General features: G+C 68.3%; 21 protein-coding genes and 1 tRNA gene. 15 read left to right on the forward strand and 7 right to left on the reverse strand.

Annotated features, from left to right (window positions below; all coding sequences use genetic code 11):
• The first annotated feature begins 6 nt into the window (after nucleotides 1-6).
• From QUV35_RS15630 to QUV35_RS15665, 8 genes are all read left to right on the forward strand, one after another.
• A complete protein-coding gene (locus QUV35_RS15630; protein ID WP_300876096.1) occupies nucleotides 7-1,065 on the forward strand; it encodes a M48 family metalloprotease in 1,059 nt (352 codons plus the stop codon).
• Nucleotides 1,066-1,131: 66 nt separating this feature from the next.
• On the forward strand, nucleotides 1,132-2,514 hold the full coding sequence (rsmB, locus tag QUV35_RS15635; RefSeq protein ID WP_300876099.1) for a 16S rRNA (cytosine(967)-C(5))-methyltransferase RsmB: 1,383 nt from the start codon (nucleotides 1,132-1,134) through the stop codon (nucleotides 2,512-2,514).
• Nucleotides 2,515-2,548: 34 nt separating this feature from the next.
• Nucleotides 2,549-3,274, forward strand: a complete 726-nt coding sequence (locus QUV35_RS15640; protein ID WP_300876101.1) for a DUF4390 domain-containing protein — start codon at nucleotides 2,549-2,551, stop codon at nucleotides 3,272-3,274.
• A 32-nt stretch (nucleotides 3,275-3,306) separates the two neighbouring features.
• Nucleotides 3,307-5,559: an ATP-binding protein gene (locus QUV35_RS15645; protein WP_300876104.1), complete on the forward strand. Its 2,253-nt coding sequence runs from the start codon at nucleotides 3,307-3,309 to the stop codon at nucleotides 5,557-5,559.
• A 30-nt stretch (nucleotides 5,560-5,589) separates the two neighbouring features.
• Nucleotides 5,590-6,282 carry a response regulator gene (locus QUV35_RS15650; protein WP_300876106.1) on the forward strand — a complete coding sequence of 231 codons (693 nt, stop codon included), beginning with the start codon at nucleotides 5,590-5,592 and terminating at the stop codon, nucleotides 6,280-6,282.
• Nucleotides 6,283-6,339: 57 nt separating this feature from the next.
• Nucleotides 6,340-6,415 (forward strand) — tRNA-Phe (locus QUV35_RS15655).
• Between the two features lie 93 nt (nucleotides 6,416-6,508).
• Entirely contained in the window at nucleotides 6,509-6,865 is a 357-nt protein-coding gene (locus QUV35_RS15660; protein ID WP_300876108.1) for a hypothetical protein, read from the forward strand.
• A 93-nt stretch (nucleotides 6,866-6,958) separates the two neighbouring features.
• Complete coding sequence (locus QUV35_RS15665) at nucleotides 6,959-7,201, forward strand: hypothetical protein (RefSeq protein ID WP_300876110.1); 243 nt, start codon at nucleotides 6,959-6,961, stop codon at nucleotides 7,199-7,201.
• A 12-nt stretch (nucleotides 7,202-7,213) separates the two neighbouring features.
• Here QUV35_RS15665 and QUV35_RS15670 read toward each other — a convergent pair whose 3' ends face one another.
• On the reverse strand, nucleotides 7,214-7,699 hold the full coding sequence (locus QUV35_RS15670; RefSeq protein ID WP_300876112.1) for a hypothetical protein: 486 nt from the start codon (nucleotides 7,697-7,699) through the stop codon (nucleotides 7,214-7,216).
• Nucleotides 7,696-9,867 carry an ATP-dependent helicase gene (locus QUV35_RS15675; RefSeq protein WP_300876114.1) on the reverse strand — a complete coding sequence of 724 codons (2,172 nt, stop codon included), beginning with the start codon at nucleotides 9,865-9,867 and terminating at the stop codon, nucleotides 7,696-7,698. Before QUV35_RS15675 ends, QUV35_RS15670 begins: the two co-directional genes overlap by 4 nt.
• A gap of 281 nt (nucleotides 9,868-10,148) precedes the next feature.
• On the opposite strand from QUV35_RS15675, the gene QUV35_RS15680 reads away from it, so the two are divergent.
• The 4 genes from QUV35_RS15680 to QUV35_RS15695 all read left to right on the forward strand — a co-directional run bounded on the left by QUV35_RS15680 (nucleotide 10,149) and on the right by QUV35_RS15695 (nucleotide 12,896).
• Nucleotides 10,149-10,832 (forward strand): DUF2202 domain-containing protein, encoded by a 684-nt coding sequence (locus QUV35_RS15680; RefSeq protein ID WP_300876116.1) that lies wholly within the window; start codon nucleotides 10,149-10,151, stop codon nucleotides 10,830-10,832.
• Nucleotides 10,833-10,915: 83 nt separating this feature from the next.
• Nucleotides 10,916-11,878, forward strand: coding sequence for an AEC family transporter (locus QUV35_RS15685; protein WP_300876168.1), 963 nt, complete (start codon nucleotides 10,916-10,918; stop codon nucleotides 11,876-11,878).
• A gap of 107 nt (nucleotides 11,879-11,985) precedes the next feature.
• Nucleotides 11,986-12,486: a GAF domain-containing protein gene (locus QUV35_RS15690; protein ID WP_300876119.1), complete on the forward strand. Its 501-nt coding sequence runs from the start codon at nucleotides 11,986-11,988 to the stop codon at nucleotides 12,484-12,486.
• Nucleotides 12,483-12,896 carry a hypothetical protein gene (locus QUV35_RS15695; RefSeq protein ID WP_300876122.1) on the forward strand — a complete coding sequence of 138 codons (414 nt, stop codon included), beginning with the start codon at nucleotides 12,483-12,485 and terminating at the stop codon, nucleotides 12,894-12,896. The genes QUV35_RS15690 and QUV35_RS15695 overlap by 4 nt, the downstream gene beginning before the upstream one ends.
• 12 nt (nucleotides 12,897-12,908) lie before the next feature.
• On the opposite strand, the gene priA is transcribed toward QUV35_RS15695, so the two are convergent.
• The 4 genes from priA to QUV35_RS15715 form a co-directional block, all read right to left on the reverse strand.
• On the reverse strand, nucleotides 12,909-15,017 hold the full coding sequence (gene priA, locus QUV35_RS15700; protein WP_300876125.1) for a primosomal protein N': 2,109 nt from the start codon (nucleotides 15,015-15,017) through the stop codon (nucleotides 12,909-12,911).
• A gap of 465 nt (nucleotides 15,018-15,482) precedes the next feature.
• Entirely contained in the window at nucleotides 15,483-16,586 is a 1,104-nt protein-coding gene (gene hemE / locus QUV35_RS15705; protein WP_300876127.1) for a uroporphyrinogen decarboxylase, read from the reverse strand.
• 34 nt (nucleotides 16,587-16,620) lie between these two features.
• Entirely contained in the window at nucleotides 16,621-17,307 is a 687-nt protein-coding gene (locus QUV35_RS15710; RefSeq protein ID WP_300876129.1) for a redoxin domain-containing protein, read from the reverse strand.
• 44 nt (nucleotides 17,308-17,351) lie between these two features.
• Nucleotides 17,352-19,574 carry a thioredoxin family protein gene (locus tag QUV35_RS15715; RefSeq protein WP_300876131.1) on the reverse strand — a complete coding sequence of 741 codons (2,223 nt, stop codon included), beginning with the start codon at nucleotides 19,572-19,574 and terminating at the stop codon, nucleotides 17,352-17,354.
• Between the two features lie 203 nt (nucleotides 19,575-19,777).
• Between QUV35_RS15715 and QUV35_RS15720 the strand changes: the two genes are divergently transcribed.
• Both QUV35_RS15720 and QUV35_RS15725 read left to right on the forward strand, forming a co-directional pair.
• Nucleotides 19,778-21,016 carry a cyclopropane-fatty-acyl-phospholipid synthase family protein gene (locus tag QUV35_RS15720; protein WP_300876134.1) on the forward strand — a complete coding sequence of 413 codons (1,239 nt, stop codon included), beginning with the start codon at nucleotides 19,778-19,780 and terminating at the stop codon, nucleotides 21,014-21,016.
• Nucleotides 21,013-21,873 carry a creatininase family protein gene (locus tag QUV35_RS15725; RefSeq protein ID WP_300876137.1) on the forward strand — a complete coding sequence of 287 codons (861 nt, stop codon included), beginning with the start codon at nucleotides 21,013-21,015 and terminating at the stop codon, nucleotides 21,871-21,873. Before QUV35_RS15720 ends, QUV35_RS15725 begins: the two co-directional genes overlap by 4 nt.
• 67 nt (nucleotides 21,874-21,940) lie before the next feature.
• Here QUV35_RS15725 and QUV35_RS15730 read toward each other — a convergent pair whose 3' ends face one another.
• On the reverse strand, nucleotides 21,941-22,624 hold the full coding sequence (locus QUV35_RS15730) for a histidine phosphatase family protein (RefSeq protein ID WP_300876139.1): 684 nt from the start codon (nucleotides 22,622-22,624) through the stop codon (nucleotides 21,941-21,943).
• A gap of 192 nt (nucleotides 22,625-22,816) precedes the next feature.
• On the opposite strand from QUV35_RS15730, the gene QUV35_RS15735 reads away from it, so the two are divergent.
• Nucleotides 22,817-25,150: an ATP-binding protein gene (locus QUV35_RS15735; RefSeq protein ID WP_300876142.1), complete on the forward strand. Its 2,334-nt coding sequence runs from the start codon at nucleotides 22,817-22,819 to the stop codon at nucleotides 25,148-25,150.
• Nucleotides 25,151-25,156: the final 6 nt, after the last annotated feature.

Genomic DNA, 25,156 nt, shown 5'->3' on the forward strand with positions numbered 1-25,156 from the left:
CGGCCCATGCGCTTCTTCGAGTTCCAGCGCCAGGCGCGTGGGCAGACCACGCGCCTCCTGCTGGCTTTCGGCCTCACCGTGTTGCTGCTGCTGGTGGCGGTCAACGCCGCGCTGGCGCTGGCCTGGGGCCTGACCTGGGGCTTCTGGATGCCGGGAGACCTGAGCTTCCCGCGCCATTTTTTTGCGGTCAACACCGGCGTCACGCTGCTCTTCGTGCTGGGCGGATGGTGGGTCGAGACCTCGCGTCTGGGCGAGGGTGGTGGCGTGCGACTGGCCGAACAACTGGGTGCGCGGGCCGCGTATCCGTCGGGCGGCTTTGACGAGCAGAGGTTCTGCAACATCGTCGACGAAATGGCCATCTCGTCGAATGTGAAGCGGCCCCAGGCCATGGTGCTGGCCCGTGACCCCGGCATCAACGCCTTTGCCGCCGGCTGGGACGAAGACGATTCGGTGGTGGCGGTCACCCAGGGGGCGCTGGAGCACCTCACGCGCGACGAGTTGCAGGGACTGGTCGCCCACGAGTTCAGTCACATCGGCGAAGGCGACACGCGCCTGAACATGCGGCTGGTCGGCATGGTGTTCGGGCTGGAAATGCTCTACCGCATGGGCCAGACCCTGTTCGAGCCGGACACCCGGGACCGGCGCATGGTGGCCTCGCTCATCGGCCTGGCCATCATGGTCGCAGGCTGGCTGGGCTGGCTGGCGGGCCATGCCCTGCAGGCGGCGGTGTCCCGCCAGCGCGAGCACCTGGCCGACGCCCGTGCGGTGCAATGGACACGCAACCGTGACGGACTCGGCGGTGTGTTGCGCAAGATCCTGACCCAGCAGAAAGCAGGCGTGCCAACGCGCCCAGTGGGGTCGGTGGTGCAGCACATGCTGCTGGTGGCCAACGAGTCGGGCAAGGTCGCGGGCTGGTTTGACTCACACCCACCCCTGACCGAGCGGATTCGCCGCATCTACGGTCGCGACGCCGGCCCGCTGCCGCTGCAGCGGGACGAGGTGGCCGGGCCGACGCCGGCGGCCAGCGGGCCAGCCATTGACGCGCCGGGCTGGACGCTCGTCTGAGGTCGGTGCCCCGGCGGGCAGTGCTGGTACCCTCATCGGTCCCACCCACCTTTGCCCGGAATCCGATTGACCGCCACGGCCGCTCCTTCCCAACCCGCCGCGCGTCCGCCCGGCGCACCCCTCGGTCCCAGCCTGGCCACCCAGCTGCACCACACCGCGCGCTGCGTGCGGGCCGTGGAACAGGGGCATTCGCTCAGCGAGGTGATGCCGCAGGTCGCCGCCGAGTTGCGTCCCGGCGTGCAGGCGCTCACCTTTCATGCGCTGCGCCACCTGGGCACGGTGCGCGCGCTGGTGGCCCTGCTGGTTCAGCGCAAACCCGATGCCGCCCTGCACAGCCTGCTCTGCTGCGCGCTGAGCCTGATGCTCGAAGACGCCGAGGCCGGCACCTCGAGTGGCCTGCATTACGCGGCCCATACCGTGGTCAACCAGGCGGTGGACGCGGCCCGGCACGACCGCAGCACCGCGCGTCAGGCTGCGTTTGTCAACGCCTGCCTGCGCCGCTTCCTGCGCGAACGTCCGGTGCTGCTGGAAGCCGCCATGCGCCAGCCCGAGGCCCGCTGGAACCACCCCTTGTGGTGGATCGAACGCCTGCAGCGCGACCACCCCGGGCAGTGGCAGGCCATCCTGGTGGCCAACAACCAGCCCGGCCCGATGACGCTGCGGGTCAACCGCCGGCGGATCGACCGGGCGGTCTGCCAACAGGCGCTGCAGGCGATGGGTGTGGCTTCGATGCCGGTGGGCGACGACGGCCTGGTGCTGGATGCGCCGCAACCCGTGGAGCGCCTGCCCGGATTTGCGCAGGGCGATTGTTCGGTGCAGGACGCCGCGGCCCAGCTCGCGGCCGGCCTGCTGCTGGCCGGGCGCGACTGGAGCCCGGCCGACCGCATCCTCGATGCCTGCGCCGCGCCCGGTGGCAAGACGGCGCACCTGCTGGAGCGCGCCGATGTCGGCCTGCTGGCGCTGGACCTCGACGCCCGGCGCTGCGAACGCGTCACGGCCACCTTGCAACGGCTGGGGCTGGCGGCCGAGGTGCGCTGCGCCGACGCGGCCAGGCCGCAGGATTGGTGGGACGGCCGCGCCTTCGACGCGATCCTGCTCGATGCCCCCTGCACCGCTTCGGGCATCGTGCGCCGGCACCCCGATGTGCGCTGGCTGCGCCGGCCCACCGACGTGCAGCAGCTGGTGCTGGTGCAGCGCGGCCTGCTCGAGGCGCTCTGGCCCCTGCTCAAGCCCGGGGGGCGCCTGCTCTATGCCACCTGCTCCGTGTTTCGCGCAGAGGGCGCCGACCAGGTGCAATCGTTCCTTGAGCGCCACACCAATGCGGTGCACAAGCCTTCTCCGGGGCATTTGCTGCCCGGCCTGGCCGCTGTGGCGGGGGAGTTCAACGACAATCCGTCAGGTGGATATGACGGATTCTTTTACACCTGCATCGACAAGGCCGCCCCTTGACCCGGGATCGCGCCCGACGCGGTCGGTGCGCAGCATGAGCGGTCTGCGGGTCGTGCGCCCGGGACACCTGGCCCTGTTCGTTGCCTTGCTGCTGATGCTGATGCTGGCGCTGGGCGCTGCCGCGCAAGGCCAGACGCCGCGGCCCCATCAGGTCAGCCTGCAGCGCACCACCGAGGCGCTCTACCTCTCGGGGCGCATGGAACTGTCGCCTCAACAGGTGGTGGAGGAGGCCCTCCTCAAGTCGGTCCCGCTGTACTTCGTCTGGCAGGCCGACGTCTACAGGGAGCGGTGGTACTGGACCGATCGGCGCGTTGCCAGCGCCACGCGCACCCTGCGACTGGCCTACCAGCCCCTCACGCGCCGTTGGCGGGTGAGCCTGTCCAACGATGCAGCGGTCAACGCCAGTGGTGCGGGCCTGCAGTACGCCCTGCACCAGAACTACGACTCGTTGTCCGACGCCCTGGCCGGCGTGGCCCGGGTGAGCCGCTGGAAAATCGCCGATGCTGCCCGCCTGCCGGCCGATGCAAACCACCGCGTCGAATTTGCTTTCCGGCTCGACCTGTCGCTGTTGCCCCGGCCGTTCCAGATCGGCCTGGGCAACCAGCCGGGCTGGACGATCGAGGTCACCGACCAGATCGACGTGCCCCAGCGGGCCGAACCCGAGAGAGCGCCGGCCACAGCGCCTGCGCCCGGGCTGGAAGCACAGGAAGTGCCCGCCAGTGCCACCGCCGAGGCGGAAGCGGCCACGCCGGCCCGCTGAGCCGACAGCCCTGCAAGCCAGCGGCCAGACCCGTGAACGCCCAGCCCGACACGTCGACCCTTCACCAGCGGCCCGGCGCGGTGCGCTGGGCCATCGGCGCAGGCCTGGTCTTCATGACCGGTGTGGGCATGGTGCTGCTGTTCCTGCTCACCCTGGCCACGCGCAACCGGGCGCTGTACGAACAGAACTTCGGCTGGCTGGTGGCCATCAACGTGGCGGTGGCGGGGTTTCTCCTTCTGGTCATCGTGTGGCTGGGTGCGCGTCTGGTCCTGCGGTTCAGGCGCGGCAAGTTCGGCAGCCGCCTGCTCATCAAGCTGGCCGCCATCATCGGACTGGTCGGTGTGTTGCCCGGTCTGCTCATCTACACCGTTTCCTACCAGTTCGTCTCGCGTTCGATCGAGAGCTGGTTCGACGTGCGGGTGGAGTCGGCGCTGACCGCAGGCCTCAACCTCGGGCGCACCACGCTGGACACGCTCGCCGCCGACCTCGGCAGCAAGACGCGCGTGGCCGCCGAAGGACTGGGCCGCACGCCCAACTCGTCCGCGGTGCTGGCGCTGGAACGGCTGCGCGAGCAGTTGGGTGTCACCGACCTGGTGCTGTGGAGCGCCTCGGGCCAGGCGCTCGGCAGTTCCGGCATGTCGCGCTTCGACCTCACGCCCGAGCGGCCCAGTGCGGCGCAGTTGCGCACGGTGCGCAGTGCCCGCGTGGTGGCACAGATCGAGGGCCTGGACGAAGGTTCGGACGGTGAGCTCCAGGCGGCCATGGCCATCAACCAGGCGCGCATCAAGGTGCTGGCGCTGGTGAGTCCGCCCAGCTTCGGCTTTGACGCCGAACCCCGCTTCCTTCAGGTGGTGGCGCCGTTGCCTGCCGCGCTGGTGGCCGACGCGCTGGCCGTGCAGGTGGCCAACCGCGAGTACCAGGAGCGTGCGCTGGCGCGCGAGGGCCTGCGCCGCATGTACATCGGCACCCTGACCCTGGCGCTGTTTCTGGCGGTCTTCGGCGCGGTGCTGCTGGCGGTGCTGCTGGGCAACCAGTTGATCCGTCCACTGCTGGTGCTGGCCGAAGGCATGCGCGAGGTGGCCACCGGTGACCTGTCGCCCAAAAAGGCGCTCACTTCGCGCGACGAGCTCGCCGGCCTCACCCGCACCTTTGCCCTCATGACGCAGGACCTCTCGGACGCGCGCGCGGCCGTGCAGCAGAGCATGGAGCAGGTGGATGCCGCGCGCGGCAACCTGCAGACCATCCTGGACAACCTCACCGCCGGCGTGGTGGTGCTCGACCAGCAAGGCCGTGTGCAAAGCGTCAATCCTGGCGCGGCGCGCATCCTGCGCACCCCGCTGACGCGGCACCTGGGGCAGCCTCTGGCCACCGTGGCCGGGCTGGAAACCTTTTCTTCCGCCGTGCTGCAGCAGTTCGAGCGCTTCCTCTCGGACCAGACCCCGAACGAGGGCGGCTACTGGCAACAATCGTTCGAACTCAGCGCCAACGGCGCGACACCGTTCGACGAAGGCATCACCCTGATCGCCCGCGGCGCGCTGCTGCCCAACAACGAGCGCCTGCTGGTGTTCGACGACGTGTCTGAAATGGTGTCGGCCCAGCGCGCCAAGGCCTGGGGTGAGGTGGCCCGGCGCCTGGCGCACGAAATCAAGAATCCGCTCACACCGATCCAGCTGTCGGCCGAACGCCTGGCCATGAAGCTTGACGGGAAGGTGCCGCCCGCCGAGCAGGCGATCCTCAACAAGTCGGTGCGCACCATCGTCGACCAGGTCGATGCCATGAAGCGCCTGGTCAACGAGTTTCGTGACTACGCGCGGCTGCCCGCTGCGCAGCTGCAGCCGGTGGACGTCAATGCGCTCGCGCGGGACATCCTCTCGCTGTATGACAACGCCGAGGTGCCGGTGCGCCTGGAGGCCGCCGACAACCTGCCCATGGCCCAGGCCGACCCGCAGCAGATGCGGCAGATCCTGCACAACCTCGTGCAGAACGCCCAGGACGCCATGGCCGGTCAGGTGGGCGCCGAGGTGATCCTGCGCACGCGCCGCTCGGAATCCGGCCAGTGGGTGCGCCTGTCCGTGCTCGACCAGGGGCCTGGCTTTGCCGAGCACATCCTCAAGCGCGCGTTCGAACCCTACGTCACCACCAAGGTCAAGGGCACCGGTCTGGGCCTGGCGGTGGTCAAGAAGATCATGGACGAGCACGGCGGGCGGGTGGACCTCGGCAACCGCGTGACCGATGGCAAGGTGATCGGCGCACAAGTGTCGTTATCATTCGCAGTTGCCAATTGACAACAAGCACCGAGGGACACACACCGCGCCATGGCAACAATTCTGGTTGTAGATGATGAACTGGGCATCCGGGACCTGCTTTCCGAAATCCTGAACGACGAAGGCCACACGGTCGAACTTGCCGAAAACGCGGCCCAGGCGCGGGCGGTTCGCGCCCAGCTGCGCCCCGATCTCGTGCTGCTCGACATCTGGATGCCCGACACCGACGGCGTGACCCTGCTGAAAGAGTGGGCCAGCGCCGGCCTGTTGTCGATGCCGGTCATCATGATGAGCGGGCACGCCACCATCGACACCGCGGTGGAAGCCACGCGCATCGGCGCCACGGCCTTCCTCGAAAAGCCGATCACCATGGCCAAGCTGCTGAAGGCGGTTGACCACGGACTCAACAAGACGGCCCCCAAAACCAGCCCGATCGTGGCGCCGCTTCGCATGGCAACAGGACTGGCCATGGAGCTCACGGTCGAAGCGGCCATGACCGGCGGCAGCCTGCCCGAACTGGTGATGGACATGGGGCCGCAGGCCTCGCAGTCCTTCAACCTCGAAGGCCCGCTGCGTGAAACCCGCGACGAATTCGAGAAAGCCTACTTCGAGTACCACCTCGCCAAAGAGGCCGGCTCCATGACCCGCGTGGCCGAAAAGACCGGGCTGGAGCGCACCCATCTCTACCGCAAGCTCAAGCAGCTCGGCGTGGACCTGGCGCGCAGCAAACGCAACGCGCTGTGAGCCCGGCCGCCGGCAAGACCAGCCCCTGGAAGCTGCTACAATCTCGCTTCTCCCGAAGGCCCGGTAGCTCAGTTGGTAGAGCAGCGGATTGAAAATCCGCGTGTCGATGGTTCGATTCCGTCCCAGGCCACCACTCATCTCGCAAAAGCCCATCCATCGCGATGGGCTTTTTCGTTTCCGAGCCGCCCCTCGCGGGGCTGTGCTCCACGCCTTGCGCAGGACGCCCATGAACCCAGAACTTCTTGATCACAAGCACGCAGCCATCGTTGCCGACCTGTCCCAATGCCTTGTCACGCGCACCCTGGGCCAGGTGGCGGACGAAGCGCGTCGGGATGGCGAGAGCCTCGAGCAGATGGTGGATCGTTACGAGATCGACTTTGCCTGGCAGGTGCTGGGTTCCGAGCGACTGCGCAGCAGCAGCCTGGCGGCGCTGGAGCAGCGGCTCGATCGCCCGGCCAGTTCGGCGCAACAGGCCAGCCTGGTGGCGGTGCTGGCCGCGGTGGCGGCAGCGCAGGCCTCCGATGTGCTGATGAGTTTCGACAACGATGTCGCGGACCGGCTGAGCGGTTTGCTGGCGGCCTGACAACGCGAAGCGTTCGCCCCGTTGTGCACTTGCACGACGCGCCGGCCCGGTGCATGCTGCGTGCTTTGTGACCCGTCCATTCAGGGAACCGTCATGGCCGCTCACCCTTCCTTCCTCGTCGCCCTGGTTCGCACCCGCAGGGTCTGGCTGGCTGCGACCTGTCTGTGGCTGGCGGGATGCGGCGTTGAAACCGCGGGCACCGCGGCTGCGATCGGTGCGGCGCAGACACAAGAGATCGAGCGGGGCCGCCTGGCGCAGGAGCAGGTGCAGCAAGAGCTGCAGAAGTCGGCGGAGCGGGCACAGCAGCGGGCCGACCCGCTGGCCAACGGCTACTGAGGGCTGACCCCGTCAGCGCCAGCCAGGCGCCTTCTTGAGCACGAAGTTCATCACCGGCCCGCCGGTGGGTCGACCTTCGGCCGGGCGGCGGATGCCGCGCAGTTCCTGCGCACACCCGGACGGCGTCACCTCGCCTTCCCACACCGCGTCCATGGTCACGCCGTCGGCCGATTCATCGAGGTTGAATGCACCCTGGGTGACGTCGCCCGAGACCCGTGCCTGGACATCGTTGCCGGGGGTGGTTCGCTTGAGGCTGCCGCGCACGCTGCCCGGGTACTCGGGGTGGCGCTCGAACAGGACCGCGCCGCTGGAGGAGGGCGTGGCTTCGCTGCCGCCCTCCTGCGGCCAGAGCACGAGTTGCCACAGGCCGTAGAGCTGGGCCGGAACCATCTCGCCGGCCTGCGTGCAGGCGACGGCGGGCGTCTGTGCGGCGGCGGGTGCCGGGCACAAGGCCATCAGCGCGGCGGCAGACAGCCAGGCTGGAACCAGGTCTCTCATGGTGCGATGTCCGCTGCTTTCTGGGCTGCCTGCTCGGTGGCGCGCTGGGCAAACTCGGCACGCAGCGCGCGCAGCTTCTCGCGCGGGTCTTCCTTCACCGTGTTCTGGTCCAGTGCCATCTCCTGAATGAAGCGGCTGGCCTGACCCGGAATGCTTTCGCGACCCTTCTTGCGCCGCTTGAGCCAGCTCACCGCGAGCGTGCGCTGGGCGCGCGTGATGCCCACATACATGAGGCGCCGCTCTTCCTGCAGGCGCTGCGCCATGCTCTCGGTGGCGACGTCGCTCTGGCCGGGCTCATCAGTCATCTTGAACGGCAGCAGGCCTTCGTTCACCCCGACCAGCATCACGTGGGGCCACTCCAGGCCCTTGGACGCATGCAGGGTGGACAGCGTGACCACGTTCTGGTCCTTCTCGCGTTCGGAGAGGGTGGAGAGCAAGGCAATGGTTTGCACGACTTCCATCAGCGACTTGGCCCCCACGCTCCCCACCGCGTTGGGTTCGCTGCCCCCCGAGGAGGCTCGTGCTCCCTCGGGCGGCCCGGCGGTGCCCGTGCGCTCGCCCTCCACCTGCATGCCTGCCTCGTCTTCGATCTGACCGCCGCAGCGCCCCGCGACCCAGTCGCAGAAGTCCATCACGTTGGTCCAGCGCGCAGCGGCGACTTTCTCGTTGTCCTCGCTCTCGAACAGGTGCTTTTCGTACGCGATGTCCTTGAGCCACTCGGTGAGAAAGGCGCGCGCTGCTTCGTGGCCGACGGTGTGCCTGGCCCGGTATTCGAGTTCGTTCACCGCACGGCCGAATTCATGCAGGGTGGCCACGGCCCGGGCGGGCAGGGCCGTGCCCAGGGAGTTCGAAAACAGCGCCTCGAACAGGCTGAGCCGGTATTGCGTGGCGAAGGTGCCCAGCGCCTGCAGGGTGGTGTGGCCGATGCCCCGCTTGGGCGTGGTGGCCGAGCGCAGAAATGCCGGGTCGTCGTCGTTGTTCACCAGCAGACGCAGCCAGGCGCAGAGATCACGGATCTCGGCCTTGTCGAAGAAGCTCTGGCCTCCCGAGACCTTGTAGGGAATCTGCGCGCGGCGCAGCGACTGCTCGAAAGGGCGCGCCATGTGGTTGGCCCGGTAGAGGATGGCGAAGTCGCGGAACTCCTTGTGCTGCGAGCTCGAGCGCAGGCTCTGTATGCGCGCCACTGCGCGCTCGGCCTCGTGCTCCTCGTTGTCGGCGTCGACCACGCGCACCGGCTCACCCTCGCCCAGGTCGCTCCACAGCGTCTTTGGAAACAGCTTGGGGTTGGGTCCGATCACGTTGTTGGCCGCGCGCAGGATCGCGCTGGTGGAGCGGTAGTTCTGCTCCAGCTTGATGACCTTGAGCTCGGGGTAGTCCTGCGGCAGGCGCTTGAGGTTGTCCAGCGTGGCCCCGCGCCAGCCGTAGATGGACTGGTCGTCGTCGCCCACGGCCGTGAAACGCGCGCGCTCGCCCACCAGCAGCTTGAGCAGCTCGTACTGCGTGGCGTTGGTGTCCTGGTATTCGTCCACCAGCACATGCCCCATCTTCTTCTGCCAGCGTTCGCGCACGTCGGGGTGCTCGGTGAGCAGCTTGAACGGCAGGCCGATCAGGTCGTCGAAGTCCACGCTCTGGTAGGCCGTCAGGCGCTCCTCGTAGCGGCCCATGATGGTGGCGGTCACGCGTTCGTTCTCGTCCTTCGCCTGTGCGAGCGCCTGGGCCGAATTCAGGCCTGCGTTCTTCAGGGCACTGATGGCCCACTGCCAGCCGCGCGCCGTGGCCGCATCGGTGGTGCCGCCGCAGTCTTTCAGCAGGCTCGTGATGTCGTCGGTGTCGAGAATGGAAAACTGCTTCTTCAGGCCGAGTGCCGAGCCGTCCTCGCGCAGCAGGCGAACGCCCAGCGCATGGAAGGTGCAGATCAGCACCTTTTTCGCATCCCGCCCCACCAGTTGCCCGGCCCGCTCGCGCATTTCGGCGGCGGCCTTGTTGGTGAAGGTGATGGCGGCAATGCGGTCGGCGGCCAGGCCCGCCTGGATCAGGCGGCCGATCTTGTGGGTGATCACGCGCGTCTTGCCCGAACCGGCGCCCGCCAGCACCAGACACGGCCCGCCCAGGTGGTTCACGGCTTCGAGCTGGGCAAGGTTCAGGCCGGAGCCTGTGGGAGCGGACATGGGTGTGGGGCGGGCGTCCGGGTGAGCCGGGGCGGGGGCCAGGAGCGCAGGGGTTGGGGGGAGGCTGGATCATACCGACCGCACTGTCGGGCCGTCCCATGGCCCCGCACCGCTCGCGTCGCGAATGTGAAACCTGTAACGGCGCGTGAGGATTGCGTACCTACGACTGACAAAACGCCGCCGGCCGCGACGCCGCTTGATTTTTCTCACGCTGGTCCGGCCCCCTCGTCCCCATCCTGCGGGAATGCGCGGCGCCTTCGTGCCGCAAGCAAGGATTTGCAATGCAAAGAAAACGATTCCTGCGACTGGCAGGCATCACCCTGGGTGGAATCGCCCTCGCGCCGGTGTTGACGGCGTGTGGCGGCGGCGACGAGGCGGCCATCGACGCTTCAGTCCCCGTGCTTGACCGCACCGCGCTGGAGCCGCTGCAGGGGGAAGAGCTCTCGGCGGAAGAAATCGCCGGCCTGCTGTTCATGCGCGAAGAGGAGAAGCTCGCGCACGATGTCTACGTGGCGCTGTACGGCCTCTGGGGCGCGCAGGTGTTCAGCAACATCGTGCCCAGCGAGGCGCAACACACCGAAGCCGTCCGCCAGCTCATCCTGGCCCACGGCCTGGCCGATCCGGCGGCGACCACGCCGCCCGGCGTGTTCGTGAATGCCGAGCTGCAACGGCTGTACGACCAGCTCGTGGCCATGGGCCAGCCCAGCCTGATCGACGCGCTCAAGGTGGGCTGCCTGGTCGAAGAGAAGGACATCGTGGACATCGAGGAGAAAAAACGGGAGGTGCTCGACGAGCCCGACATCGTGGCCGTGTACGACAACCTGCTCTGCGGCTCGCGCAACCACCTGCGGGCCTTCAACCGGGCGCTGGAGACGGCCGGCGGTGTGTATGACCAGCCGCAGTTCCTGAGCCTGGACGAGTGGACGGCGATCGCCGGTTCGGCACCGGAGCTCTGCGGCGCCTGACCCGGGCACGGGCAGGGTGAGCGACCCGGTCCCTTTCTGACCGGCGCCGGGCCGGGCGCGCCGCTACTGACACAATGGCGCCCGTGCTCAACATCCTGCTCGTCACATTTCCTTTCTTTGCGCTCGTGCTGGCCGGATTCGTGGCCGCGCGGCGCGGGATGCTGCCGCTGGACGCGATTCCCGGCCTCAACGGTTTTGTGCTGTTCTTCGCGCTGCCGTGTCTGTTGTACCGCTTCGGCTCGACCACGCCGATAGCCGAATTGCTGGATCCGTCGGTGGTGGGTGTTTACCTGCTGTGCGCGCTGGTGATGGTGGCGTTTGCCGTGGCGATGACGCTGAACAGCCGCATCCGCTGGAACGACGCTTCGCTCGGTGCCCTGGTGGCGGCGTTTCCCAACACCGGCTTCATGGGTGTGCCGCTGCTGGCGGCGCTGCTGGGCCCGCAGGTGGCGGGCACGGTGATCGTGACCATGCTGGTCGACATGGTGATCACCAGTTCGTTGTGCATCGCGCTGTCCCGGCTGGACGGCAGCCAGGGTCACGGCGGGCAGGCCATGCTGCAGGCGGGCAAAAAGGCCTTGCGCGGCGTGGTGGCCAATCCCATGCCCTGGTCGATCATCCTGGGTGCCGTGGCCTCTGCTTTCGCGTTCACCCTGCCAAAGCCGGTCGAGCAGACCGTGTGGCTGCTGGCCGACGCCGCCTCGCCGGTGGCGTTGTTCACCATCGGCGCGGTGCTGGCGCGTGCCCAGATGCGGTCCAGCCACCCCATGCCTGTGTCGGATTATTTGCCGGTGACGCTCATGAAGCTGGTGCTGCACCCGCTGCTGGTGCTCGCGCTGGGGTCGGCCGCGATTCAGCTGGGTGTGCCGCTCTCGCCAGCGGCGCTCACGGTGATGGTGCTGGTGGCGGCCTTGCCGAGCGCGAGCAACGTCTCGCTGCTGGCAGAGCGCTTCGGCGCCGACAACGGGCGCATCGCCCGCATCATCCTGGTCACGACCGTCGCGGCATTTTTCACTTTTTCGGGCGCCGTCAGCCTGCTGACCTGAAGCGCCGGGCTTCAGTTTGGCGCCGCCGGCGCCGATACAGAAGCCAAGGCGCTTGTTGAAGGCGCCCGGGTGGTCAACGACCACCGACCCGCGCACGGAGAACCCTCATGATCCACGCACCACTGCCCCACAACGAAAAGCAGCGTCTGCAGGCGCTGCGCGACCTGTTGATCCTGGACACCCCGCCCGAGGAGCGCTTCGATCGCATCTCGGCGTTTGCCGCCAGGGAGTTCGATGTGCCGATGGCGCTGGTTTCGCTCGTGGACCGGGACCGCCAGTGGTTCAAGTCCAACTTCGGCGTGGACGTGTGCGAAACCGCGCGCGACATCTCGTTCTGCGGCCATGCGGTCACGATGTCCGAGACGCTGGTGGTGCACGACGCCCTGAAAGACCCGCGCTTTTCGGACAACCCGCTGGTGACCGGAAAGCCCCATGTGCGCTTCTACGCCGGCGCCTTGCTGCGTCTGCCCTACGGCCAGATCGTCGGCACCTTCTGCATCATGGACCGGCGTCCCCGCGCCTTCGACCGGCTCGATGTCGCGATCCTGGGCGGACTGCGCGACCTGGTGGTGGAAGAACTGTTCCGCCGCGAGGAGGCATTGACGTGAATGCCTCCGCCGCTTCCCCGTCGACCCATGTCTTGCTGATCGAACGTGACGGGCTTGTGCGCAGCACGATGGCTTCCGCTTGCCGGGAGCTCAACATCGTCCGCATCCATCAGGCGACGACGCTGGGCCAGGGCGAGCAGTGGTTGCGGGTTTCGCCGACCGACGGGCTGATCCTGTCGCTGGCCGAACCGCAGGCCGCGCTGCAGCTTCTGGCGCGGGTGCGCGCTGGCGAGTTTCTCTGCCAACCCGACATTGCGGTGGCAGCGATGGCGCCGGCGTGCGACGCGTCCGTTCTCCAGCGCCTGAAGGAACTCGATGTTCGACGCTTTCTGCTGCAACCCTTCAAGCTGCGCGATGTGATCCAGACGGTCGAACAATTGTGGCCGGCCAGGGAGAAGTCGACCGTCTGACGACGGCGGTTCTCAGATCACCAGCGGATCGACATCCACCGCAAAGCGGATCAAGCCGCGCGCCTCGGGCAGGCTGCGGGTCTCCAGCAGCACCGGCTGCCATGCCGCCAGAAAACGCTGCAGCGCGCCGCGCGAAGCGGCCTCCACCAGCAACTGTGCCCGCTCCACGTTGGCCACGCGCTGGATGGTCAGCGGCACCGCCGGGTACAGCGTGACGTCTTCGACATGGGGCAGGCCCAGCGCCGCCTGCGCAGCCGCATTCAGCCAGGCCTGGGCCGCCTGCTGGGTGCGCGCGTCGGCCCTCAGCAGGGCCTGGTGACCGTGGGGCGGCATGCCGGCGCTCAGGCGCTCGGCCAGCTGTGTCATGGCAAAGGCGGGAAAGTCGTGCTGCTTGAGCGAGGCGAACAACGGATGCTGGGGATACCAGGTCTGCACCCACATTTCGCTGGCGGCGCTTTGCGCTGCGTCGCGCCCGGCCCGGCCGGCCGCCTGCATGAGCAGGGCAAACAGGCGTTCGGGGGCGCGGTAGTCGCTGGCAAACAGGCCCGAATCGGCATTGATGCTGGCCACCAGCGTGATGCGGCGGAAGTCGTGTCCCTTGGCAATCATCTGGGTGCCCACCAGCACATCCACCTCGCCGCTGTGCATGGTGGCCAGTTGCAATTCGAGACTGCCTTTGAGGCGGGTCGAGTCGGCGTCCATGCGGGCCACGCGCGCCGCAGCGCCATCGGGGCGCTTCACCTCGGCCAGCAGGCTGACGAGCTGTTCTTCCACCTGTTCGGTGCCGCGGCCCACCGGCGCGATGTCCAGGTTGCCGCAGTCGGGACAGGCGCGCGGCACCCGCTCGGTGAAGCCGCAATGGTGGCAGCGCAGGGTGCGGTCGAGTTTGTGGAAGACACGAAAGGCACTGCAATGCGCGCACTGGCTTTTCCAGCCGCAGTCGTGGCAGGCCAGCACCGGTGCGTAGCCGCGCCGGTTCAGCAGCACCAGGCATTGCTCGCCGCGCCCGATGCGCTCGGCCATGGCGTCGATCAGCGGCGGCGCCAGCACCGCACCCTTGGGCTGGTGGTTCATGTCGACCAGCCGCAGTCGCGGCAGCGCCCCCCCGCCGATGCGCGCCGGCATGGCCAGGCGCAGGTAGCGGCCCTGGTCGGCCGCGTGCCAGCTCTCCAGCGAGGGCGTGGCCGAGCCCAGCACCACCAGACAGCGCTCGCCCTCGGGCAAAGCCTGGGTTTCCACCTTGGCCCGATAGACCGCGAGATCGCGTGCCGAGTAGCGGGCGCCTTCCTGGCTCTTGTAGCTCGGGTCGTGTTCCTCGTCGACCACGATCAGGCGCAAGCCGGGCAGGCTGGCCAGCACGGCCATGCGCGTGCCCAGCACGATGCGCGCCTGGCCGGTGTGGGCAGACAGCCAGCTCGAGAGGCGCTGCGCCGGCGTCATGCCGCTGTGCAGGCACACCACCGCACCCGCGCCGCAGAGCGGTTCGAAGCGCTCGCGAAAACGCGCTTCCAGCTGCGGCGTGAGGTTGATCTCCGGCACCATCACGAGCACCTGGGCATCGCCCTGGGCTGCCAGCACACGCTGCGTGGCCCGCAGGTAGACCTCGGTCTTGCCGCTGCCGGTGGCGCCGAACAGCAACACCGGCGCCTGCGCGTCGGCCAGGGCATCGAGCGCCAGGCGCTGTTCAACGCTCAGGTCGTGGCCATCGGGGCTGGCGCCGCACACCGCGGCGTCACCCGTTCCGGTTGCCGGGCGGCGCTTGAGCCGGCGCGCCAGCTGCACGTTGCTCAGGTCGCGCAACTGCGGCGGCAGTGCGGCCAGCGCCACCTCGCCCAGGCCGCGCTGGTAATACTGCGCGGCGAATTTCACCAGCTGGCGCCACCGTGCGTTCAGGGGTTCGAGGCCTTCCAGCACGCCGGCCACCGCCTTGGTCCGGGCCTCGGTCAGGCCTTCGGGCGGCTCGTGCGGACAGTCCCAGACCACGCCGAGCACTTCGCGCGCACCCAAGGGCACCCGCACCAGCGTGCCGGGTGCGAGCAACAGCTCACTTCGGTAGGTCAGGCTCGCGCCCACCCCGCTGTGAGCCGGGGTGGCGACCACGACGCTGGGCCAGAAGTGCATGGTTAGCGGTTCTTCCTCAGTCGAACTGTCGGAATGCGGCGTAAGTCGTTGATTTGGCTCAGCATCGGGACATATCCAGACTTTCTGTGGATAACTTTGTTGATAGCTTCATTTTCCGACGTGACAGCCCTTGAAAATCAAGGCTTTTCTTAAACTGCCTTTAAAAAAAGCAGTTTGTAAAAACCATATGAATCAACGACTTGGAGCGAAATGTCAGAAGACAGGTGGATGAAGGGGTGCCTTGGTTGTCATGGCGCACCGCAGCACAAAATTTGTGCATAAGTGGAGCTTGTCAAGCGCCAATTTCGGCAATTTTTGTGTTATTGGCCGCCCCGAGCGCTCGGTATTGACGGTTTCAGGACCCCGGAAAGTCGGGTCAGAAAGGCCGGTGACCCGGGCCGGGACCGCACCCGAATGGCCGGTGAAGCTCCCAAAACGGGAGCATTTCACCTGCCCTGAAAGGCTTCAGCCGGCTGCGCGCAGACGCTTCGAATGCGCATGCACCGCGTCCACCAGGGCCGACACATGGTCGGGCGGCGTGTACTGGCTGATGCCGTGACCGAGGTTGAAGATGTGGGTGGCGCCCGTTCCGGGACCCTGGTGGGGTGCACCAAAACTCTCCAGCACGCGCGCCACCTCGGCATCGATCTGGCCGGGCTGCGCAAACAGCACGTTGGGATCGATGTTGCCCTGCAGCGCCTTGCCCTGGGGGCCTTCGCCCACCTGCGCGCGCGCCTTGGCCAGGTTCACGGTCCAGTCCAGGCCCAGCGCGTGGCAGTCCAGGCCCTTCATGTCGTCCAGCCAGAGGCCTCCGCCCTTGGTGAACACGATGCGCGGAATCACCACGCCTTCGTGCTCGCGCTTGAGTTGTGCCAGCACCCGCCGGGTGTAGGCGAGGCTGAAGTCCTGGAAATTGCCGTCGGCCAGCACGCCGCCCCAGCTGTCGAACACCATCACGGCCTGCGCGCCGGCGTCGATCTGGGCGTTCAGGTAGGCGGCCACCGCGTCGGCATTGATGGCCAGGATGCGGTGCATCAGGTCGGGGCGGCTGTACATGAGGGTCTTGACCGCGCGGTAGTCGTCCGAACCGCCGCCCTCGACCATGTAGCAGGCCAGCGTCCAGGGGCTGCCCGAAAAGCCGATCAGCGGCACACGACCGTTGAGGGCCCTGCGGATGGAGGTGACGGCATCGAAGACGTAGCGCAGCTTCTCCATGTCGGGCACAGCCAGTGCATCCACATCGGACTCGGTGCGCACCGTTTTCGCAAACTTCGGGCCTTCGCCCAGCGCAAACGACAGGCCCAGGCCCATCGCATCGGGCACGGTGAGGATGTCGCTGAACAGGATCGCGGCGTCCAGCGCGTAACGCTCCAGCGGCTGCAGGGTGACTTCGGTGGCGTGGTCCACATTGGTCGCCAGGCCCATGAAACTGCCGGCCCTGGCGCGTGTGGCGCAGTACTCGGGCAGGTAGCGCCCGGCCTGGCGCATGAGCCATACGGGCGTGTGGTCGGTGGACTGGCGCAGGCAGGCGCGCAGGAAGGTGTCGTTCTTCAGAGGAGCAAAGGGCATGGTTCGGCTGGCGGGTTGGCTGCGATGGCAACCATTATCCGGGCAGCACCGCTGCGCGCTGAACGTGAGTGACAAGGCCCCGGCGCATCGGGGTGCCGTTCAGGCGGACTGGTATTTGATGCTGCAACCGTACGCGCGGCTGTTGGGCGTGCTGACCGCCTTGCCCGCCTTGATCTCGGACATGGCCTGGCGCACGTAATTGGTGGCCTTGGGAATGTCGTCGACGCGGGCCGAGGCGATGCTGTCGATGCCGCCGGCATACACCAGCACGCCTTGGGCGTTGACGATGTACATGTGCGGTGTGACGCGAGCCGCGTAGAGCTGGCCCACCCTGGCCGTCTTCGTCCATCAGGGTGGCGGTGGGGCTGGCCTTCTGCTCGACCATCCAGCGTCCGAGCTGGGCCGGCGCCATGTGGTCACCGCTGTCGTCGCGCGTCGAGTTGATCGCCAGCCAGACGCCGCCCTGGGCGGCCACCTCTTTCTGCAAGGCCTGCATGTTGCCCTGGTAATGTTTCTTCACGAACGGGCAGCCCGGGTTGTTCCACTCCAGCACCACCGGCTGGCCTTTGAAGCGGGAGAGCGTCACCGGCTGGCCGGCGGTGTCCATCAGCGTGAAGTCGGGGGCGGGCTGGCCCACCGTGGCGGCCTGGGCGGTGGCCGGGAGCAGCAGGCTGGCAAACGGTGACAGGGCGGTCAGGGCGATGATGGGACGGCGTTGCATGGTGATGACTCCTGATGTCGGGACAAGGATGGCGATGCACAGGATCAGAGCCTGGACAGCGCCGCGCGGACCTCCTCCACACTCAGCACTTCAGACAGCACCCGGGGTGTCTGCCCGTTCTTGTAGATCGCATACACCGGCACGCCGTTGCGGCCCAGCCCGGCCAACGCAGCGGTCACTGCGGGGTCGCGGCGCGTCCAGTCGGCGCGCAGCAAGGCCACGTTCTTGCCGGCCATGTCGCCCAGCAGATCGGCGTCGGCCAGCGTGGTCCGCTTGTTGTACTGGCAGGTCACGCACCAGGCCGCGGTGAAATCCACGAACACCGGGCGGCCTTCGGCAAGCAGGGCGGCCTGGACCTCCGGGCTCCAGGCCTGCCAGCTCACGCCCTGCACGGCGGTGGCCACCGACGGGCCCGGCGTGGATTCCTGCAGACGGGTCACGCTGGGTCCGACCACCCAGCCCAGCCAGGCCAGGCCGGCCAGCGACAGGCTCGCCAGCACGGCGCGCCCGCGCCCGCGCAGACCCAGCGCCCAGACCAGCAAGGCCAGCACCACCAGCAGCATGAGCAGACCGGCCGCGCCGTCGATGCCGCTTTGTTGTCCCAGCACCCAGAGCAGCCAGACCACGGTGGCGAACATCGGGAACGCCATGCCGCGCCGGAAGGTGTCCATCCAGGCGCCGGGGCGGGGCAGGGCGCGCGCCACCGCGGGTATCCAGCTGGCGGCCAGATACGGCAGCGCCATGCCCAGCCCCAGCACCGCAAAGACGGCCAGCGCCTGTGTCGCCGGCAGGCCGATGGCCAGGCCCAGCGAAGCGCCCATGAACGGCGCGGTGCATGGCGAGGCGATGGCCGTGGCCAGCACGCCGGTGAGGAAGGCGTCGGCGGTGGGGTTTTTGGCCTGCAGGCTGGCCAGGCGGCTGGGCACGATGTTGCCGAATTCGAACAAACCGGCCAGGTTCAGGCCGATCAGGGTGAACAGCACCGCGAGACCAGCCACCACCGCCGGGCTTTGCAGCTGGAAGCCCCAACCGAGCTGCTCGCCAGCGGCGCGCAGGCCCAGCAGCAGGCCGCCCAGCGCGGCGAACGACAGCACCACGCCGGCGGTGTAGGCCAGCCCGTTGGCCCGGTGGGCCGCGCGGTCGTTGGCGTGTTTCGCAAAGGCCATGACCTTGATCGCCAGCACCGGGAACACGCAGGGCATGAGGTTGAGCAGCATGCCGCCGAGCAACGCACCCAGCAGCGCAGCGCCCAGCGTGATCGTGCTGGCGCCGCTCGGGGGTGGTGCTGCAACGCGCGCGGCGTTGGCGTCCAGCGCGGCCTGCAGGGCATCGGGCACGGCAACCGGCAGCGGGGCCGGCGCCGGCCAGGCGCCTTGCACCGGCACCTCCAGTCGCGCCCCCGCCAGACCCGGCCCCTGGCCGGGCGGGTTGGCCTCGGCCACCACCAGCGCAAGCTGCGCCGGGCTGTCGCTGCGGTGCGGCGAGAGTGGCACGCGCGCGGTCCAGCGGTCGCCGTCCCAGGCCTGGGTCCAGGGGGAGCCCGGCTCGATCAGGCCGGTGATTTCGGGGTAGAACTCCAGCGTCTTGCCGCGCCAGTCGGCCGGCAGCCGGGCCAGAGAGACGTTGAGGAAGCCGTCTTCGGGTTGCAGGAGGCTGCCGGCGGCCGACTGGTTTCTGGGCGCGGCCGCAAAGCTCGCCGCGAACGCCGCACCGGAGCTGCCGGTCGAGCCCTGCACCGGGATGCTCAACACGAAGCGGCCTTCTTCCGGAATGCATTCCTTGCGGCACACCAGCCAGGCGGCATCGAGCTGCACGGCGATGGCCTCGCCCTGGAAGTCGGGGCCCACGGTCAGCGGCACCGGCAGCACCACCGTGCCGTCGTAGCCGTAGTTGGCCAGGTTGCCGATCGGGAACTTGCGCGGTGTGGGCCAGGCGATGTCGCCGGCGCTCACCCCGGGCGGCAGCGTCCAGCGCAGTTCGGTCGGCAATCCGGAGTCGCCGGCATTTTTCCAGTAGGTGTGCCACTCGGGTGCATGGGTGAGCTGCAACCCGACCCAGACCGTCTGGCCGGGCCCGGCACCGTCGGGCGCGTGCGCCACGAGTTCGGCGCGCGCCTGGTCGCTCTGCACGACGGTTGCCGTGGCGGCCGGGCCGCCAAGCAGGCCCTGTGCGGCCACACCCAGGGGCAGTGCGGCAGCGAGCAGGCAGCTGCCCAGCCAGCGCAGGGCGGCACGGGCGCTGAAGACGGAGAGAGAAGGCATCGGCATGGGGTGTGGACAGGGTGAGGGCGCAAGGTCTGAGCGAAGCGGCTCGACCAAGTTCCTTGGGGGGCTCGGGCAGCGCCGTTTGAATATAAGTCAACACTGTTTTTCTGTCTTGCACGAACCGGCCGGGCCACTGTCCCTTCACAGCCCCGCGGTGATTGGGTACAACCGGGCCAGGGCCGGGACGGGTCTGCATGGAGGTGCGCATGGGATCGATCGTGGAACGCGCGCTGCTGCCGTGGGCGCAGCGCATGAAAACCCGGGTGAACCTGCCGGTTCGGCTGAGCTGGGGCGAGCGCGGCGCCTCTTCCCTGGCCCTGGGCGACTTCGAGCAGCCGCAGGTGGAGATCCGGGTGCGCGATGCCTCGGCCTTGCCGCTGCTGATCGATCCGGGGCTCGACACGCTGGGCCAGGCCTATGTGGAAGGTTTGATCGATGTGGAGGGCTCGGTGCCCGACATCCTGGCCGTGGCACACGGACTGGCCGAAAACGCGCAACCCGAAGGCGGGCTGCTGGGCCGCCTGAGGCGGCGTTTTTGCCACACGCGCGAGAGCGACAGCGAGGCCATCCAGTACCACTACGACGTGTCCAACGCGTTCTACGCCCAGTGGCTGGGCGAGGGCATGGTGTATTCGTGCGGCTACTTCGAGCAGGGCGACGAAACGCTGGAGCAGGCGCAGATTCGCAAGATCGATCACATCCTCACCAAGGTCCGCCTGCAACCGGGCCAGCGCCTGCTGGACATTGGCTGCGGCTGGGGCGCGCTCGTGCTGCGCGCGGCCGGGCGCTTCGACGCGCAGTGCGTGGGCGTGACGCTGTCGCAGAACCAGTTCGATCTGGCCCGTGAGCGGGTGCGCGCGGCCGGGCTGCAGGACCGCATCGACATCCGGCTGCAGGATTACCGCGACGTGCAGGACGAACCCTTCGACTGCATCACCAGCGTGGGCATGTTCGAACATGTCGGACTGGACCACCTCGTGCCCTATTTCGCCCGCATCCGCGCGCTGCTCAAGCCAGGGGGCTGGGCCATGAACCACGGCATCACGAGCACCGATGCGTTAGACGGCGAGACGCGCCATGGGGGCGGTCATTTCATCGATCGCTACGTGTTCCCGCGCGGCGAGGTGCCGCACATCAGCACCGTGTTGCGCACCCTGCAGGAGGGCGGCCTGGAAGCCTTCGACGTGGAAAACCTGCGCCGCCACTACATGAGGACCACCCAGCTCTGGAGCGACGCGTTCGAGGCGAACACGGCCCGCATCAAGCCGCTGGTGGACGAAAAACGCTGGCGCATCTGGCGCATTTACCTCGCCGGCTGCGCCTGGGCGTTCGAGCATGACGAGGTGGCGATCTACCAGGTGCTGTGCCGCGCGGCCGGGCAGAGCGCCAGCGGCTTGCCCTGGTCACGCCGGTGGATCTATGCCGACCGTAAGATCGGCACATGACAAGCCCCACCCGCCTCTGGTCCGACCTCACCACCGCCGACTTCGCCTCGCTCGACAAGGCGCGCACCATCGCCGTGCTGCCGGTGGCGGCGATCGAGCAGCACGGCCCGCACCTGCCGCTGTCGGTGGACACCGACATTGCCCACGGTGTGATCGCGTCCGCCCTTGCCCACCTCGCCCCGGACTCCCCCGCGCTGTTCCTGCCCACGCAGGCGGTGGGCTATTCGCCCGAGCACGCGCGCTTTGGTGGCACGCTCACGCTCAAGGCCGAGACGGTGTTGCGCCTGTGGACCGAGATCGGTGAGTGCGTGGCGGCCAGCGGCGTGAACAAGCTGGTGATCTTCAACGCGCACGGCGGACAGGTGGGCCTGATGGACCTCGTGGCACGCGACCTGCGCGCGCGTCTGGGCATGCTGGTCTACAGCGTGAACTGGTTCCACCTGCCGCTGCTCGACGCCGAGGGGCGGGACCTCAATGCGATGTTCAGCACCGACGAACACCGCTTCGGCATCCACGGCGGCGAGATCGAAACCTCGCTGCTGCGGGCGATCGCGCCGGGCAAGGTGCGCATGGAGCACGCCGCCAACTTCCGGTCCAAGGCGCAGGACCGCGCCGGACAGTTCGAGATCCTGGGCAACGGCAGGAGCGCCAAGCTCGGCTGGCAGATGCAGGACTACAACGCCCACGGAGCCGTGGGCGACGCGGCAGCCGCCACCGCCGGGAAGGGCCACGCGGTGCTCGAAGCCGCAGGCCGCGCACTGGCCCGCCTGCTCGGCGAGATCGATCGGTTGCCCGCCGACACGCTGTCCGATCGCACCGCGTACCAGAAAGACACCCCCGATACCCGTTCGCCCTGAGCCTGTCGAAGGGCTCGCCGGACCGTCGTGCGCCGGCGTCGACCAGCCCGGCCCGGGCGGAAGAGGCTCATGCGTAGGTGATCCAGCTCTTGAAGTCCTGGTGGTCGAGGTGCGGCAGCGTGTTGTAGGTCAGCAGGGTGTGCCGCTTGGGGTTGAACTGGAACTCGGTCACCGCGCTGTTGCGGATGCGCAGGTTCAGCTCGATCGTGGCTTCCGGGCTCAGGCCCAGCACCTGGCCCACGGCGGTGGAGATCGGCCCACCGCTGGAGACCAGCAGCACGTTCTGGCCGTGGTGATGCGCCCGCACGTGGTCCAGCGCGCTGGTGACGCCGTGCACGAACCCGGTGTAGTCGGGCATGCCCTGCGGGCTGACCGTGCCGGCCATCCATTGGGTGAGGCCGTCGCGCAGCAGGCGGAAATGGTGGCGGTAAAGCTCGGGGGCCTCCGCCGCGGTGCGCGGTTTTTGCAGCGGGTGCGGATGGATCGCCCGGATCACCGCTTCGCTGTCGTACTCGTTGAGGCCGGGCCAGGCCAGCGGCACGTGGTCCAGCTTCGCACCTTCGGCGATCCCGGCCCAGGTCTGGGCATGGCGCTTGAGCGTGCCGGTGATCACCGCGTCGAACACCACGCCGCGCTCGGCCCAGTGTTCCCCGAGCCGTCGGCTCTGGCGCTGGCCGAGCTCGCTGAGCTGGTCGTAATCGTCGGCGCCAAACGAGGCCTGGCCGTGGCGCACGAGGTAGAGCGTTCCCATGCAGCACATTCTGTTTCAGCGCGCCCGATGGGCTTTGTCCCGGCAGCGACTGACCGTGCCCGCTGCAGTCGCGCAGGCGTCCGGCATCGGGCGCGGTGATCCGAACACCGGGGCCTTTGGGGTGCTTATCGGGCGGCTTCAGCCCCGGCCTTGTGCTTCAATGAAAAGCTATGTTTGTCGTTCTCTGCCCCCATGTCATTTGACCTGCCGACCCTGCTGGCGCTGCGGTTGGGCATTGACCTCCTGATCGCATTGGCGTTCTGGGCGCAGATGCGCCGCTACCCCACCATCGGTGGGCCGGGCTGGTGGTCGTTCTCGTCGGTGCTGGCCATCCTGGGCTCGGTGATGCTGTGGTCACGCGGCGTTTTGCCCGACGCAGTGACCTTCTCCGTGGGCAACACCGCGCTGGCGGTCAGTGCCCTGTGCGCCTGGATGGGTTTTCGCAGCTACGTCGGCGCCTCCAGGCCCTTGCTGCCGATCCTGGCGGCGTCGGCGGCATTCTTTTGCGTGACGCTGTTCTTCCTGATCGGGTGGGACGTGCTCGCCGCCCGCCAGGCGGCGTTCACCGCCTCGATGCTGGCCATCACGGTGTTCTCGTTTCTGGAGATCCGGCGCGCGGACCCGCAGCGCCGGGTGCCCGAGATGCAGGCGCTCAGGTGGCTCACCGTTGTTGAATTCCTCGGTTTGGTGGGGTTTGCCGTGGCCCTGCGGACCGACGGCCTGTCGCAGGCGGACGTGGTGCCGCCGTTCATCTTCTTCTTCCTGCTCACGAAGCTGCTGCGCGTGGTGCTGTACGGCGCGCTGGTGTCTTTCCGGCTGCGCATGGAGGGTGACCGGGCGCGCCAGGGCCTGCTGCAGCGCGAGGCCGACTCGCGGGCCCTCATCGACAACCTCAGCGCGGGCGTGATGGTGTTCCGACCCGATCACAGCTTGTCGAGCATCAATGCCGCTGCCCGCCGTTTCCTGGGCTGGAGCGACGGGGGTGCGAACCCGGCCGTGGCCGAACCGTCGGTCGACGGCTGGAAGATGCTGCGCGAAGACGGTCAGCCGATGCGCCGTCACGAGATGCCGTTCGAGCGTGTGCTCGCCACCGGTCAACCGGTGCGCAGCGTGGTGATCGGCATGCCACAAGGCACAGCGCAGGGCGTCAACTGGGCGGTGTGCAACGCCTATCCCGAGAACAACGCGCAAGGCGGCCTTCGCCATGTGGTGCTGACCTTCATCGACATCACTCCGCTGAAGAACGCCCAGGCGCAGCAGAAACACCTGCAGGCCCAGCTGGCGCAGTCGCAGAAGATGGAAGCGCTGGGCACGCTGGCGGGCGGGGTGGCGCACGATTTCAACAACATCCTGGCCGCCATCCTGGGCAATGCCGACCTGGCGCGCCAGGATCTGCCACCCGATTCGGCCTCGCGCGAAAGCCTGCACGAGATCAGCACCGCCGCGCGCCGCGGCCGCGAACTCGTGCGCCAGATCCTGGCGTTCAGCCGCCAGCAGCCGGTGGAGCGCACGCGGGTCAACGTGTGCACCGTTCTGGCCGAGTCCTGCACCTTGCTGCGCGGCGCCCTGCCGCCCCAGGTGGAGCTGGTGCAAAGCTGCGCGCCCGACACCTTGTCCATCGAAGCGGACGCGACCCAGATCGGGCAGGTGGTGGTCAATCTGTGCACCAACGCCATCCATGCGCTGGACGGCCGCCCCGGGCGCATCGAGTGTGTTGTCGACGCATTGCCCGGGCACTCTTCCTTGCTGCCGCCCGAGCTGGCGAAGGCCTGCGTGCAACTCGGTGTGGAGGCGGTTCGGCTGCGCGTGAGCGACAACGGCTGCGGCATGGCGGAGGCGGTGCGCAACCGGATGTTCGAGCCCTTTTTCACCACCAAGCCGGTGGGCCGTGGCACGGGCCTGGGCTTGCCGGTGGTGCTGGGCATCGTTCAGGTGCACGGCGGTGCGATCGAGGTCGACACCGAGCCTGGCCGGGGCACCACCTTCACGCTGTATTTCCCCGCAGCTCCCGAGCTGCCCGATGCCCCGGGCGAGACATCCTCTGCCCACAACCGGGTTGAACCCGTCACAATGGACTCGATCCCACCCGTGCCCTCCAGCGCAACCAGCCCCCTATCCGACCACGCCATGGCTGAAGATCCCACCGCGGTTCCACCCCACATCCTCTACCTCGACGACGACGACACCCTGGTGTTTCTCGTGCGCCGCCTGCTGGAACGCCGGGGTTACCGTGTGACGGCCCTCACCTCGCAGACCGAGGCCATCGACGCGGTGCGGGCATCGCCCAACGGCTTCCAGCTGCTGCTGACCGACTTCAACATGCCCGGCATGTCGGGGCTGGAGGTGGCCAAGGCGGTGCTGGAGATCAACCCGCAACTGCCGGTGGCGGTGGCGTCGGGCTACATCACCGACGAGTTGCAGGTGCAGGCCCGGGCCGCCGGGGTGCGCGAGGTGGTCTTCAAGACCGACGCGGTCGAGGCGTTCTGCGAAGTGGTTGCGCGGCTGGTTCGCCCGGAACCTGGCTGAGCGCGG

Origin of the sequence: Hydrogenophaga sp. (assembly GCF_030373225.1) — a bacterium.
Classification (GTDB): domain Bacteria; phylum Pseudomonadota; class Gammaproteobacteria; order Burkholderiales; family Burkholderiaceae_C; genus Hydrogenophaga.